This window comes from Nocardioides sp. Z40_12 (assembly GCF_058215795.1).
The window spans coordinates 93,588-106,868 of the sequence record NZ_JBZAJA010000005.1 but is presented as its reverse complement, the minus strand read 5'-3'; the positions used below and the strand labels follow the sequence as shown (position 1 = coordinate 106,868).

The 13,281-nt window shown below is 71.4% G+C and carries 12 protein-coding genes; 8 read left to right on the top strand and 4 right to left on the bottom strand.

Annotated elements, in window-relative coordinates; genetic code table 11:
• Positions 1 to 28 precede the first annotated feature (28 nt).
• From AC4BG9_RS11150 to AC4BG9_RS11140, 3 genes are read left to right on the top strand one after another with little or no spacing between them, the layout of a single operon-like run.
• Complete coding sequence (locus tag AC4BG9_RS11150; RefSeq protein ID WP_490571167.1) at positions 29 to 1,171, top strand: acyl-CoA dehydrogenase family protein; 1,143 nt, start codon at positions 29 to 31, stop codon at positions 1,169 to 1,171.
• A complete protein-coding gene (locus AC4BG9_RS11145) occupies positions 1,171 to 1,920 on the top strand; it encodes an SDR family NAD(P)-dependent oxidoreductase (RefSeq protein WP_490571166.1) in 750 nt (249 codons plus the stop codon). Before AC4BG9_RS11150 ends, AC4BG9_RS11145 begins: the two co-directional genes overlap by 1 nt.
• A 20-nt stretch (positions 1,921 to 1,940) precedes the next feature.
• Positions 1,941 to 2,738 carry an amidohydrolase family protein gene (locus AC4BG9_RS11140; RefSeq protein WP_490571165.1) on the top strand — a complete coding sequence of 266 codons (798 nt, stop codon included), beginning with the start codon at positions 1,941 to 1,943 and terminating at the stop codon, positions 2,736 to 2,738.
• 16 nt (positions 2,739 to 2,754) lie between these two features.
• On the opposite strand, the gene AC4BG9_RS11135 is transcribed toward AC4BG9_RS11140, so the two are convergent.
• Complete coding sequence (locus AC4BG9_RS11135) at positions 2,755 to 3,492, bottom strand: FadR/GntR family transcriptional regulator (RefSeq protein ID WP_490571164.1); 738 nt, start codon at positions 3,490 to 3,492, stop codon at positions 2,755 to 2,757.
• Positions 3,493 to 3,598: 106 nt separating this feature from the next.
• The gene (locus AC4BG9_RS11130; RefSeq protein ID WP_490571163.1) at positions 3,599 to 4,807 is read right to left on the bottom strand and encodes a CaiB/BaiF CoA transferase family protein; all 1,209 of its coding nucleotides are present in this window, start codon (positions 4,805 to 4,807) and stop codon (positions 3,599 to 3,601) included.
• 175 nt (positions 4,808 to 4,982) lie between these two features.
• Here AC4BG9_RS11130 and AC4BG9_RS11125 point away from each other — a divergent pair, with 175 nt between their 5' ends.
• Entirely contained in the window at positions 4,983 to 5,759 is a 777-nt protein-coding gene (locus AC4BG9_RS11125) for an SDR family NAD(P)-dependent oxidoreductase (protein WP_490571162.1), read from the top strand.
• A 17-nt stretch (positions 5,760 to 5,776) separates the two neighbouring features.
• Here the strand turns inward: AC4BG9_RS11125 and icmF are convergent, their stop codons facing one another.
• Positions 5,777 to 9,028 carry a fused isobutyryl-CoA mutase/GTPase IcmF gene (gene icmF, locus AC4BG9_RS11120; protein WP_490571161.1) on the bottom strand — a complete coding sequence of 1,084 codons (3,252 nt, stop codon included), beginning with the start codon at positions 9,026 to 9,028 and terminating at the stop codon, positions 5,777 to 5,779.
• Positions 9,029 to 9,289: 261 nt separating this feature from the next.
• Here icmF and AC4BG9_RS11115 point away from each other — a divergent pair, with 261 nt between their 5' ends.
• Entirely contained in the window at positions 9,290 to 9,844 is a 555-nt protein-coding gene (locus AC4BG9_RS11115; RefSeq protein WP_490571160.1) for a carboxymuconolactone decarboxylase family protein, read from the top strand.
• Between the two features lie 49 nt (positions 9,845 to 9,893).
• Here AC4BG9_RS11115 and AC4BG9_RS11110 read toward each other — a convergent pair whose 3' ends face one another.
• Entirely contained in the window at positions 9,894 to 10,418 is a 525-nt protein-coding gene (locus AC4BG9_RS11110) for a MarR family winged helix-turn-helix transcriptional regulator (RefSeq protein ID WP_490571159.1), read from the bottom strand.
• A 90-nt stretch (positions 10,419 to 10,508) separates the two neighbouring features.
• Between AC4BG9_RS11110 and AC4BG9_RS11105 the strand changes: the two genes are divergently transcribed.
• The 3 genes from AC4BG9_RS11105 to AC4BG9_RS11095 are packed head-to-tail and all read left to right on the top strand — an operon-like array spanning position 10,509 to position 13,280.
• Positions 10,509 to 11,141 (top strand): rhomboid family intramembrane serine protease, encoded by a 633-nt coding sequence (locus AC4BG9_RS11105; RefSeq protein WP_490571158.1) that lies wholly within the window; start codon positions 10,509 to 10,511, stop codon positions 11,139 to 11,141.
• A 60-nt stretch (positions 11,142 to 11,201) separates the two neighbouring features.
• Entirely contained in the window at positions 11,202 to 12,044 is an 843-nt protein-coding gene (locus AC4BG9_RS11100) for a 3-hydroxybutyryl-CoA dehydrogenase (protein ID WP_490571369.1), read from the top strand.
• A 57-nt stretch (positions 12,045 to 12,101) separates the two neighbouring features.
• A complete protein-coding gene (locus AC4BG9_RS11095; RefSeq protein ID WP_490571157.1) occupies positions 12,102 to 13,280 on the top strand; it encodes a thiolase family protein in 1,179 nt (392 codons plus the stop codon).
• The last annotated feature ends 1 nt before the right edge of the window (position 13,281 follow it).

The window sequence follows — 13,281 nt, the reverse complement described above, 5'->3', positions numbered from 1 at the left end:
TCGACATTCTTTCCAGAAGGGACTCACCGTGGAAGACGGCCAGTTGTTCGACCTCAGCCCGCGACACCGCGAGGTCAGGGAGATCGCCCGGGAGACGGCCGCCAAGGTCGAGCCCTTCGCGGCCGAGGCCGACGAGGCGGTCGACGTGCACCAGGGCTGCCTCGACGCGCTGCGGGACAGCGGGCTTGCCCGCTACGTCGTCCAGGCGGCGTACGGCGGTCACGACGAGGTGCTCGACCCGCTGACCATCGCGGTGGTCCGCGAGCAGCTGATGTACTCCTCCGCCCACCTGGACTCCATGTTCGGGATGCAGGGGGTGGGCAGCTACTCGCTGTCGGTGGGCGGCTCCGAGGAGCTCAAGCAGCAGTGGCTGCCCAAGGTGGCCACGCTCGAGGCCATCGCCGGGCTCGCGCTCACCGAGCCCGACGTGGGCTCGGACCTGCGCGCCATCACCACCACGATGGTCGTCGACGGCGACGAGCTGGTGATCGACGGGCGCAAGTCCTTCATCACCAACGGTGGGGCGGCCGACTTCTACTGCACCCTGGTCCGCGAGGACGAGGGCTGGTCGATGGTGCTGGTCCCGGCCGACGCCGCGGGCCTCAGCGTGGAGAAGGGTGCCGACCTGATGGCCCCGCACATCCTCGGCGAGCTCACCTTCGACGGCGTCCGGGTGCCCGCCGACCACCGTCTCGGGGTGCCGGGCAAGGCGTTCTCGCTGATGCTGCAGACCCTCGCGGTCTTCCGGGTCACCGTCGCCGGCTCCGCCGTGGGCCTGGCCCAGGCGGCGCTGGACGAGGCCAAGAACCATGCCATCACCCGAGAGCAGTTCGGCAAGCCGCTGATCGAGCTCGGTGCGGTCTCCCAGAAGCTGGCCCAGTCGTGGACCGACGTCGAGGCGGCGCGGGCGTTCGTCTACCGGGCCGCGGCGCTGGCCAAGAGCGACCCGCTGGCCCACCTCGACTACTCCTCGATGGCCAAGGTGCACGCCACCGAGGCCGCCGCCGGGGTGGTCGACCGGTCGGTGCAGACGATGGGCCGCTTCGGCCTCGTCCGCGGCTCCAAGATCGAGCGGCTCTACCGCAACGCCCGCCCGCTGCGCGTCTACGAGGGCGCCACCGAGGTGCTCCTCGACTCGCTGGCGCGCCGGCTCGCGAAGGGTGCCCGCTGATGGACCTCAAGCTCGACGGAACGGTCGTCCTGGTCACCGGTGCCAGCCGCGGCCTCGGTGCCGCGATGGCGCTGGCCCTGGCCCGCGAGGGCGCCACCGTGGTGGCCGCCGCACGCTCGGTCGACAGCCTCGACGAGGTGGCCTCGCGGGGCGAGGGGCGCATCACCGCCGCCCGGGTCGACATGCGCGACGAGGAGTCGGTGGCGGCGCTGGTGCCCGAGGTCATCGCGCGCCACGGCCGCATCGACGGGCTGGTCAACAACGCCGGCATCGCCCCGGCCGGGAAGTTCGCCACCCAGGACCCGGCGATCTGGAAGGACGCGCTGGCGGTCAACGTGATCGCCCCGATGCTGCTCGCCCAGGCCGCCGGCCGGCAGATGATCGAGCAGGGCGCGGGACGGATCGTCAACGTCGCCTCCACCACCGGTCTGCGCGGCAAGCCGTTCCTGGTGCCCTACTCCACCTCCAAGGGTGCGGTGGTCCGCTTCACCGAGGCGCTCGCCGCCGAGTGGGCGTCGAAGAACGTGCAGGTCAACTGCATCGCGCCCGGTGCCTTCGTGACCGAGGCGCAGAAGGCGGTCACCGAGTCGCCCGAGCTCCACGCCAAGCGGATCGCGAAGATCCCGGCCGGCCGGATGGCGGACCCGTCCGAGATCGTGCCGCTGACCTGCCTGCTCGTCTCCCCCCTGTCGTCCTTCACCACCGGCGCGATCTTCGTGGTCGACGGTGGCGAGTCCGGCAAGCTCTGACCCAGAAGAGGACGCCCCCCATGATCATCGACGCGCACACCCACGTCTGGCCCGACAAGATCGCCGCGGTCGCCCTCGGCGGCAACCGGGTCCAGGGCCTGGAGGCCCGCGGCGACGGCACCGTCACCGGCCTGACCGGCGACATGGCCGAGAGCGGCGTCCAGGTGAGCTGCTGCCTGGCCATCGCCAACGAGGCCCGTCACGTCGACTCGGTCAACCGCTTCGTGGCCGGCCTGGCCGACGAGACGCACGTGCCGTTCGGCACCGTGCACGTCGAGCTGTCGGTGGAGGAGAACCTCGCCAGCCTGCAGCGGCACGGGGTCCGGGCGGTCAAGATCCACCCGCTCTTCCAGAAGTTCGCGCTCGACGACCCGCGGCTGTGGGAGATCTTCGAGGCCTTCGGCAGCGACTACGCGGTGATCACCCACGTGGGGGAGGGCGGCGACGAGTTCACCAACAGCCTCTCCAGCCCGAAGATGATCCGTGACATCACCCGGCAGTTCCCCGACCTGCGGCTGATGGCCTGCCACTTCGGCGGCTACAAGATCCTCGACGACGCCGAGGAGATGCTGGCCGGCGCCGACGTGGTGCTGGAGACCTCCTGGCCGCCCAGCCTGGCCACGCTGCGTCCCGAGCGGGTGCGCGACCTGATCCGCAAGCACGGCGCCGAGCGCATCGTCTTCGGCTCCGACTGGCCGATGACGAGCCCCGCGGAGGAGATCCGGGCCATCGAGGCGCTGGGGCTCACCGACGACGAGACCAAGATGGTGCTCGGCGGCACGCTGGCCGGCGTGCTGGGCGACCGGCTGCCCTCCTGACGGCGGGGCCGTCGGCTCAGACCCGGCCCCACACGATGGGGGCGTCGAGCACCTCGGGGAACTTCCGCTCGGCGTAGCGGACGTACTCCTGGATGTGGTCCTGCATGGCCGAGGCGGCGGCGGCGGGGTCGCGGGCCTCGATCGTCTGGTAGATGTGCAGGTGAGCCTTGTGCACCGCGGCACGGCGCAGCTCGGGGTAGTCGATGCCGATCGCGGAGCCGTCCAGGATGCCGAGCAGGGCGTCGACCAGCAGGCCGAACATGGCGTTGCCCGAGCCGTGGGAGATGAGGTCGTGGAAGCGCTTGTTCTCCTCCAGGAAGACCGACTGGTTCCCGAGGTTGTCGTGCATGTTCTCCACGCTGTCCTTGAGCGAGGCCAGCGAGTCCTCGCTCATCCGCTCGGCGGCCAGCTGCGCCATCATCGGCTCCAGGCCCAGGCGGGCCTCGGCGATGGTGCGGAACGGCGCGTCGGAGAACTGGAGCAGCAGCGTCAGGGAGGTGGCCAGGCTGCTGGCGTCCGGCTGGACCACCACGGGGCCGCCGCCGGGGCCGGGCTTGAGGGTGATGACGCCCTGGAGCTCGAGGAAGCGCAGCGACTCGCGCAGCGTGCCGCGGCCGACGTCGTACTTCTCCAGCATGGCGCGCTCGGGGGGCAGGCGATCGCCGATGACGTTGCCGCGCGCGTTGATGTCCGCGACGATGCGTTGAGCGACCAGCATCGCGGTCTTCATCGGACGCAGGGTGGTGGCAGTCATCGGTGATTCCCTTCGGAGCCGGACCAGGCGCGTCCGTGCGGTGGCGTGATCATAATCAGCATTGAGGGTTGCAACTCGCTCATTCGCAAAGGGGCTTCAGGGCGTCTCAGCCGCTGACCACGCCGTTGTGGGCCAAGCGGGCAACCTCGTCGGGCGCCATGCCCAACTCGTCGACCAGCACCTCCCTGGTGTGCTCCCCCACCGCGGCGACGCCGTCGTACCTGGGTCCATTGTAGTCGTCGAGGTGCAGGATGGGCCCGGGCATCAGGGCGGGGCCGAGCACGGTGTTGGCCAGCTCGACCAGGGTCCGCTCCTGGAAGTGGGGGTCCTGGGTGACGTCCCTGGCGTCGTTGACCGCCGCCGCCACCACCTCGTGCTTGTCCAGGATCGCCAGCGCCTCGTCGCGCGGGTAGGACCCCACCCAGTCGATGACGATCTGCTGCATGGCCTCGTTGTTGGCCATCCGGGCGGTGTTGGTGGCGAAGCGCTCGTCGTCCTTGAGGTCGGGTCGGCCCATCGCCTCGAAGAGCCGCAGCGCGATCGACTGGTTGGAGGCGGCGATGGAGAGCCACCCCCCGTCGGCCGCCTCGTAGATGCCGCGCGGCGAGGCGGCGCCCGAGGCGTTGCCGTGCCGCTGCATGATCGTGCCGCTCGCGGTGTAGTTGAGGACCGCGTCGCCGAGGATGAACATCAGCGGCTCGTAGAGCGCGACGTCGACCTCGGAGCCCCGGCCGGTCATCTCGCGCTTGAAGAGCGCCATCGCGGTGCCGAAGGCCGCCGAGATGCCGGCGATCGAGTCGGCGAAGCCGAACGGCGGGGCGGTGGGCGGGGTGTCGGGCCAGCCGTTGAGGAAGGCGTAGCCGGACGCCGTCTCGGCGACCGTGCCGAAGCCGGGCCGGGCGGCGTAGGGACCGGTCTGGCCGAACCCGCTGACCCTGGTCATGACCAGACCCGGGTGCTCGGCGGAGAGGGCGTCGTAGCCGAGGCCCCACTTCTCCATCCGGCCGGGGCGGAAGTTCTCGATGACCACGTCGGCGCAGGCGATCAGGTTCCGGGCGATGTCGCGGGCCTCGGGGCTGCGCATGTCGAGGCCGACGGAGCGCTTGCCGGAGTTGAGCCGGGAGTAGCCGATCGCCAGCCCCTCGTGGGCCGGCTGCCACTGGCGGGCGAAGTCACCCTGGGCGGGGTCCTCGATCTTGACCACGTCGGCGCCGAAGTCGCGCAGCATGCGCCCCGCGGTGGGGGCGGCATACATCGAGCCCAGCTCGATGACGCGCACGCCGGACAGGGGTGCCTGGGACCCGGACTCGCTCATGTGGCTTCCTCTCGACGCAATCAATGCATATGAATAATAACATCCGTGGTGCCAGTCACAAGATGTTCCGCGAGGGCGGTGCGGTCGGTCCTTGTCGGTCCTTGCGCCTGCGGCTCGGGGATGGCCCGCCCGGGGCGGGCGCGGCAGGATGGATCCGAGCCGAGAGGGGAGATCCATGGACCTGGAGCTGACTGGCCGGGCGTTCGTCATCACGGGAGGTTCCGACGGGCTGGGGCTGGCGACCGCGCGCCGGCTGGCCGCGGAGGGCGCCGGGGTGGCGGTCTGCGGCCGGGACGAGACGCGGCTCGAGCGCGCGGTGGCCGCCCTGGAGGGCCTGCCCGGCAGCGTGATCGGGGTGCGCGCGGACGTCCGGGACACCGGTGACCTCGCGACCCTGGTGGAGCGGACCCTGGAGCGGTTCGGCCGCCTGGACGGCGTGATGAACAACGCCGGACAGGCCGCGGCCGGCGCCTTCGAGGGGCTCGGCGACGAGGAGATCCTCGCGGACCACGAGCTCAAGGTGATGGCGATGATCCGGCTCACCCGCCTCGCACTGCCCCACCTGCGCGAGCGCGGGGGAGCGGTGCTCAACAGCCTGGCGGTCTCCGCGAAGGCGCCGGCCGCCGGCACCCTGCCCACCTCGGCGTCGCGCAGCGCGGGACTGGCCTGGACCAAGGCGATGGCCCAGGAGCTCGCCCCCTCGAGGGTGCGGGTCAACGCGGTGCTCATCGGCTACGTCGACAGCGACCAGTGGGTGCGCGCCGCCGCCACGGCCGGTCAGGAGTACGGCGAGTTCACCGCGGCGCTCGCCGGCCGGCTCGGCATCCCGATGGGCCGGCTCGGGCGGGCCGAGGAGTTCGCGGACGTGGCGGCGTTCCTGCTCTCGCCGCGGGCCTCCTACGTCACCGGGGCGACCGTCAACGTCGACGGCGGGTTCTCCCCGGTGCCCTGACCGCCCCGGGTGGCCGCTCAGACGTTGCGGCGGTACTGCCCCCCGACCTCGAAGAACGCCTCGGTGACCTGCTGCAGGGTGCAGACCCGGGCGGCGTCCATCAGCACCGCGAAGACGTTGTCGCCCGAGACCGACGCCTCCTTGAGGCGGGCCAGGGCCGCCTCGGCCTCCGAGGCGTGCGCGGCCCGGAAGTCGCGGACCCGGCGCAGCTGGGACTCCTTCTCCGCCTCGGTGGCGCGGGCCAGCTCGACCTCGGTGGGAGTGACGTCGGAGTCGGGTCGCACGAAGGTGTTGACCCCGACGACCGGCAGCGAGCCGTCGTGCTTGCGGTGCTCGTAGAGCATCGACTCGTCCTGGATCCGGCCGCGCTGGTAGCCGGTCTCCATCGCCCCGAGCACGCCGCCGCGCTCGTTGATCGAGTCGAACTCGCGCAGCACCGCCTCCTCGACCAGGTCGGTGAGCTCGTCGATGATGAAGGAGCCCTGGAGCGGGTTCTCGTTCATCGCCAGCCCCCACTCCCGGTTGATGATCAGCTGGATCGCCAGGGCGCGGCGCACCGACTCCTCGGTCGGGGTGGTGACCGCCTCGTCGAAGGCGTTGGTGTGCAGGCTGTTGGCGTTGTCGTAGATGGCGATCAGGGCCTGCAGCGTGGTGCGGATGTCGTTGAAGTCCATCTCCTGGGCGTGCAGGGAGCGGCCCGAGGTCTGCACGTGGTACTTCAGCTTCTGCGAGCGCTCGTTCGCGCCGTACCTCTCCTTCATCGCGATCGCCCAGATCCGTCGGGCGACCCGGCCCAGCACGCTGTACTCGGGATCCATCCCGTTGGAGAAGAAGAACGACAGGTTGGGCGCGAAGTCGTCGATGTCCATGCCGCGGGCCAGGTAGGCCTCCACGTAGGTGAACCCGTTCGCCAGGGTGAAGGCGAGCTGGCTCAGGGGGTTCGCCCCGGCCTCGGCGATGTGGTAGCCGGAGATCGAGACGGAGTAGAAGTTGCGCACCTGCTGCTCGATGAACCACTCCTGGACGTCGGCCATCATCCGCAGGCTGAACTCGGTGGAGAACAGGCAGGTGTTCTGGCCCTGGTCCTCCTTGAGGATGTCGGCCTGCACCGTGCCGCGCACGTTCGCCAGGGCGTACGCCGTGAGGTCGGCGCGCTCGACGTCGTCGGGCTCGCGCCCCTCCCGCTCGCGGAAGCGCTCGACCTGCTGGTCGATCACGGTGTTGAGGAAGAACGCCAGCACGGTCGGCGCGGGCCCGTTGATCGTCATGCTCACGCTGGTGCTCGGCGCGACCAGGTCGAAGCCGTCGTAGAGGACCTTCATGTCCTCCAGCGTGGCGACGCTGACGCCCGAGGTGCCGACCTTGCCGTAGACGTCGGGGCGGGGGTCGGGGTCGCGGCCGTAGAGGGTGACGGAGTCGAAGGCCGTCGAGAGGCGGGTGGCCTCGCCGTCGGCGGAGAGGACCTTGAAGCGGCGGTTGGTGCGCGCCGGGTCGCCCTCGCCGGCGAACATCCGCGCCGGGTCCTCGCCGTCCCGCTTGAACGGGAAGACGCCCGCGGTGAAGGGGAAGAAGCCGGGCAGGTTCTCCTTGCGCCAGAAGCGGACCAGCTCACCGTGGTCGGTGTAGCGGGGCAGCGCGACCCGCGGGATCCTGTTGCCGCTCAGCGACTCCTTGGTCAGCGTGGTGCGGATCTCCCGGTCGCGGACCTTCACGACCTGCTCGTCGCCGGAGTAGGACTCCACGACCGCGGGCCAGGCCGCGATCTGGTCGGCGACCTCGTGGGGCAGCTGCTTGCGGGCAGCCTCGAGCAGGGCCGGGAGGCCGCCCAGCTGTGCCGCCTCGTCCCGAGCGCCTGCGGCGGCCAGCTCCTCGGCGGTCCACTGGAGTCGCTGGAGCCGCTGGGCTGCGTGGGCCAGCATGTTCGTGCGGGCGTGGTAGTCGCGGACCGTCTCGGCGATCTCGGCGAGGTAGCGGACCCGGTCGGTCGGGACGACCTGACGGATGCCGGAGGAGTGCCGCACGTCGACGTGGGGGAGCGTCCCCTCGGCGACCGGGAGGCCCCGGTCGGCGAGCAGGTCGCGCAGGTGCTGGTAGAGCGCGGTGACGCCGTCGTCGTTGAAGGTGGCGGCGCTGGTGCCGAAGACCGGCATCTCGTGCGGCTGCTTCCCGAAGGCCTCGCGGTTGCGGACCAGCTGGCGGCCCACGTCGCGCAGCGCGTCCTTGGCGCCCCGGCGCTCGAACTTGTTGATCGCCACCGTGTCGGCGAAGTCGAGCATGTCGATCTTCTCCAGCTGCGAGGCGGCGCCGAACTCGGGCGTCATCACGTAGAGCGAGGTGTCGACGTAGGGCACGATCGCCGCGTCCCCCTGCCCGATGCCCGGCGTCTCGACGATCACCAGGTCGAAGCCGGCGGCCTTGACGCAGGCGATCGCGTCGGCCAGGTGCTCGGGCACCTCGTGGGCGCCGCGGGTGGCCAGGCTGCGGAAGAAGACCCGGTCGCCGTCCAGGCTGTTGGCCCGGATCCGGTCGCCGAGCAGGGCGCCGCCGCCCTTGCGCCGGGTGGGGTCGACCGCGATGACCGCGATCCGCAGCTTGTCGGCCTGGTCGACGCGGAAGCGGCGGACGATCTCGTCGGTCAGGCTCGACTTGCCGGAGCCGCCGGTGCCGGTGATGCCGAGCACCGGGGTGGCGCGAGCCGCCGCCGCCTCCCTGATCCGGGCCAGCGCCGCGGCGGGGAGCTGGCCGGTCTCGGCGCCGGTGAGCGCCCGGGCCACGGCGGCGCGGTCGCCGGTGAGGAGCTCGTCGGCCCCGACCTGGCGGATCGCCCAGGGGTCGAAGTCGCAGTCGCGGACGACCGAGTTGACCATGCCGACCAGGCCCAGCCGCTGGCCGTCCTCGGGGGAGAAGATGGTGACGCCGGACTCGCGGAGCCGGGCGATCTCGGCGGGCACGATCACGCCCCCGCCGCCGCCGACGACCTTGACGTGGCCGGCCCCCGCCGCGCGCAGCGACTCCACCAGGAACTCGAAGTACTCCACGTGGCCGCCCTGGTAGGAGGAGACCGCGACACCCTGCACGTCCTCCTCCAGCGCCGCGTCGACGACCTCCTGCACGGAGCGGTTGTGCCCGAGGTGGATGACCTCGCAGCCCTGGGACTGGAAGATCCGCCGCATGATGTTGATCGACGCGTCGTGACCGTCGAAGAGGCTGGAGGCGGTGACGAGGCGCACCGGGTGCTGGGGGACGTGCAGGTCGGGCGTGAGGGGCATCGAGACCTCGGGAGAGTTGGTAGGACTTCCTAGTACCTAGATGGTAGGACGTCCACATAGGCCTAGGAAGCGCCGGGGTGCCCTACTCGCAGGTAGTCCGGCCAAGTCGCGGTCGAGATGAGCTCGGGGAGCCGCTCCGGCCGGGGCGCGACCCTTGACAACGAGAGGCCGCCTCGATTCCCCTGGGGTCCCGGATGCACGGCCGCGGTGCTCCTCACGGGCCCGTCCGTGCTCCTCCGCCCGCCACCCCAGGAGTGCAGCGTGTCGCGAATCCCTCCGGCGTCCCCCGAGGTCTACGAGCCGATCGTCGGGGCCGACGCGCCACTGCGCCGTCAGGTGCACGCCCACGCCTCCCACCTGCTGGAGGACTACATCGCCTGGATGACTGCCATCAAGACCAAGGGGATCCTCCCCGGTCGCCTGGTGGAGCTGGTGCGGCTGCGGGTCGCCTTCCACAACCAGTGCCGCAGCTGCATGGCCATCCGCTACTCCACCGGCGGCCTCGACGAGGAGCTGGTCTGCTCGCTGGAGAAGCCCGAGGAGTCGCCCGACCTCACCGAGGCCGAGCGCGCCGCGCTGGCCTACGCAGACCTGATGGCGACCGACCACCTGCAGGTCGAGGACGAGACCTTCGAGCGCCTGCGCCAGCACTTCACCTGGCCCGAGGTGATGGAGCTGTGCCTGCTCGTGGGCTCCTTCGTGGGCTACGGGCGGATGGACTCCAGCCTCGCGCTGACCGACGACCTCCCCGAGGAGTACGCCGAGGCGGACGGGGTGCTGGCGCCCTGGCGGCAGGCCCCGGTCACCTTCCTCTGAGTCGCTCCGGCCGCCGGGTCCGGGGCCCCGTGGGCCCCGCTGGGTCGGGTCAGGGGCGTAGCGGCACGACGACGTCGCCCGCGCCGACCCGCACCTCGCCCAGCAGGCGGGTCAGGGCCGCGACCTGCGCGGGCGGCAGGCCCGGCTGCTCGAAGACCGAGGAGTTGAGGGCGAGGGTCGCCTGCTCCACCACGTCGCGCCCCGACTCGGTGAGCGAGGCGAGCACCACCCGCCCGTCGTCGGCGTGCCGTCGGCGCTCGGCGTACCCCTGCTTGACCAGGCGGTCGACGGCGCTGGTGACGCTGGTGGGGTGCACCTGGAGCAGCGACCCGAGGCGGGTCATCGGGAGCGAGCCGGACTTCACGAAGGAGAGCAGCCGGAGCACCTCGTAGCGGGCGAAGGTGAGCCCCAGCGGGCGCAGGGCGGCGTCGATCCGCTCCATCAGCAGCTGGTGCACCCGCACCACCGAGGTGACCATCGCCATCCCGTCGGCCGCGTCCTCCCAGCCGTGGCGCAGCCACTGGGCGTGCGCCTCCCGGATCGGGTCGCGGGCCTCGGGGGAGTGGGAGGTCATGGCTCCACGCTAGCGCTGCTCGGACGTCCTAGGAGTCGGGTGATCACCGCGTCCGTCCATCCCCTTGTCGGCGCCGCCTAGCGTGGGGGCATGTCCGGCTGGCCACCCTCCTCCCCAGGTCCCTACGTGGAGCGCGGCCCGTCGCGGTGGGCGGCCTGGCGGACCGCGGCGGTGTGGAGCCTCGGCTTCGTGGCCCTGCTCTGGGCCATCGAGGGCTTCGACGCGACCACCGGCAACCAGCTCGACGACGACGGGATCCGGCCCGGCAGCACCGACGGGCTGATGGGCGTGCTGCTCGCGCCGCTGCTGCACCACGGGTGGGACCACCTGATCGCCAACACGGTCCCGCTGCTGGTGCTCGGCTTCCTGATCCTGCTCTCCGGGGTGGGCAGGTGGCTGGTGGTCACCGCGGTGGTCTGGATCGTCGGGGGCCTGGGCACCTGGCTCTTCGGCGGGGCCGGCACCGTCCACCTCGGCGCCTCGATCCTGGTCTTCGGCTGGCTGCTCTACCTGATCGTCCGCGGCTTCTTCACCCGTCGCCCCGGCCAGATCGCGCTCGGGGTGCTCGTCTTCCTCCTCTACGGCGGGGCCCTGTGGGGGGTGCTGCCCGGACAGGCGGGCGTCTCCTGGCAGGGGCACCTGTTCGGCGCCCTCGGAGGCGTCTGCGCCGCCTGGGGGATGCGCTACGAGGACCGCCGAGTTTCGCCTACTCGCCGGTACTGAATACCGTCAGGGGTGTACTCGGTCCCATAACGACGAAGGGCGCACTCACGGATGAGCAAGATGGAGAAGGTCGGAGTTGTCGGTTGCGGGCTCATGGGAGCCGGCATCGCCGAGGTCAGTGCCCGCGCGGGGCTCGACGTGGTGGTGGCTGAGTCGAGCGCGGCAGCCGCCGAGGCCGGCCGGGCGCGCCTGGAGAAGTCGCTCTCACGCGCCGAGGCCAAGGGCAAGATCGACTCCGCCGCCGCGGTGCTGGACCGGATCCGGGTGGTCACCGACCTCGACGAGCTGGCCGACCGCCAGCTGGTCGTCGAGGCGATCGTGGAGGACGAGGACGCCAAGACCGAGCTCTTCCGCACCCTCGACCGGGTGGTCGCCGACCCCGACGCGATCCTGGCCTCCAACACCTCCTCGATCCCGATCATGAAGCTCGGCGTGGTCACCTCCCGCCCCGAGAGCGTCATCGGCATCCACTTCTTCAACCCCGTCCCGGTCCTCCAGCTGGTCGAGCTGGTGCCCAGCCTGCTCACCGCCCCGGAGACCACCGAGCGCAGCCGCGACTTCGTCGAGGGCGTGCTGGGCAAGCAGGCGATCGACTGCCAGGACCGGGCCGGCTTCGTGGTCAACGCCCTGCTGATCCCGTTCGTGCTCTCCGCCATCCGGATGCTGGAGTCCGGCTTCGCCACCGCCGAGGACATCGACCGCGGCCTGGTGCTCGGCGCCGCCCACCCGCAGGGCCCGCTGGCGCTGGCCGACCTGATCGGGCTCGACACCACCAAGGCCGTCGCGGAGTCGCTCTACGAGGAGTTCAAGGAGCCGCTGTACGCCGCTCCGCCCCTCTTGGCCAGAATGGTCGACGCCGGCCTCCTCGGACGCAAGACCGGGCGCGGCTTCTACACCTACTGAACGGGCGTCGACCACAGCGGCTGCCCGACCCGCAGACCAGCTGGAGGACCAACCCGCATGAACAACGACAGGATCGTCGTCCTCGACGGTGCCCGGACCCCGATCGGCAGCTTCGGCGGGGCCTTCAAGGACGTGCCGGGCCACGAGCTCGGTGCGGCCGCGGCCAAGGAGGCGCTGAAGCGCTCCGGGGTCGCCGCCGAGGAGATCGAGGAAGTCGTCATGGGGTGCATCGGCCAGGTCGGGCCCGACGCCTACAACGCCCGGCGCGTCGCGGTGGCGGCCGGACTGCCCACGAACGTGCCCGCCTACACCGTCAACCGGCTCTGCGGCTCCGGCCTGCAGGCGGTCTGGTCGGCGGCGATGGAGATGCGCTGGAACGACCTCGACTTCGCCCTCGCCGGTGGCGACGAGTCGATGACCCGGATGCCGTTCTACGACTTCGGCGCCCGCAACGGCCACCGCCTCGGCCACCGCGAGCTCGCCGACGGCACCGTGATGATGCTGACCGACCCGTTCCACGGCATCCACATGGGCGTCACCGCCGAGAACGTCGCGGAGCGATACGACGTCTCCCGCCAGCAGCAGGACGAGTTCGCCGCCGAGTCCCAGCGGCGGGCGGCCACCGAGGCGGCCCGGAGGGCGTTCGCCGAGGAGATCGTCGCGGTCGAGACCGGCGGCCGCAGGTCGGTGACCGTCTCGGTCGACGAGCACCCCAAGCCCGAGACCACGCTCGGCACCCTGGCCTCGCTGCGCCCGGCGTTCAAGAAGGACGGCACCGTCACCGCCGGCAACGCTTCGGGGATCAACGACGGCGGCGCGGCGCTGGTGCTCGCCCGCGAGTCCGCGGTGATCGAGCGCGGCATGAGCGGCCTGGTCACCATCGAGGCCGTCGCCACGGCCGCGATGGAGCCCGAGCTGATGGGCTACGCCCCGGTGCTGGCGCTGAAGAGCCTCTTCGAGAAGACCGGGACGGCGCCCTCCGACATCGGCGTGATCGAGCTCAACGAGGCCTTCGCCTCCCAGGCGGTCGCGGTGGTCCGCGACGCCGGTCTCGGGCTCGACCAGGTCAACCCCTACGGCGGGGCGATCGCGCTGGGTCACCCGGTCGGTGCGACCGGTGCGATCCTCACCCTGCGCGTCGCCAAGGACATGGTCCGCCGCGACCTCGAGCTGGGCATCGTGACGATGTGCATCGGCGGCGGCCAGGCGCTGGCCGCCCTCTTCCGGCGGGCCTGAG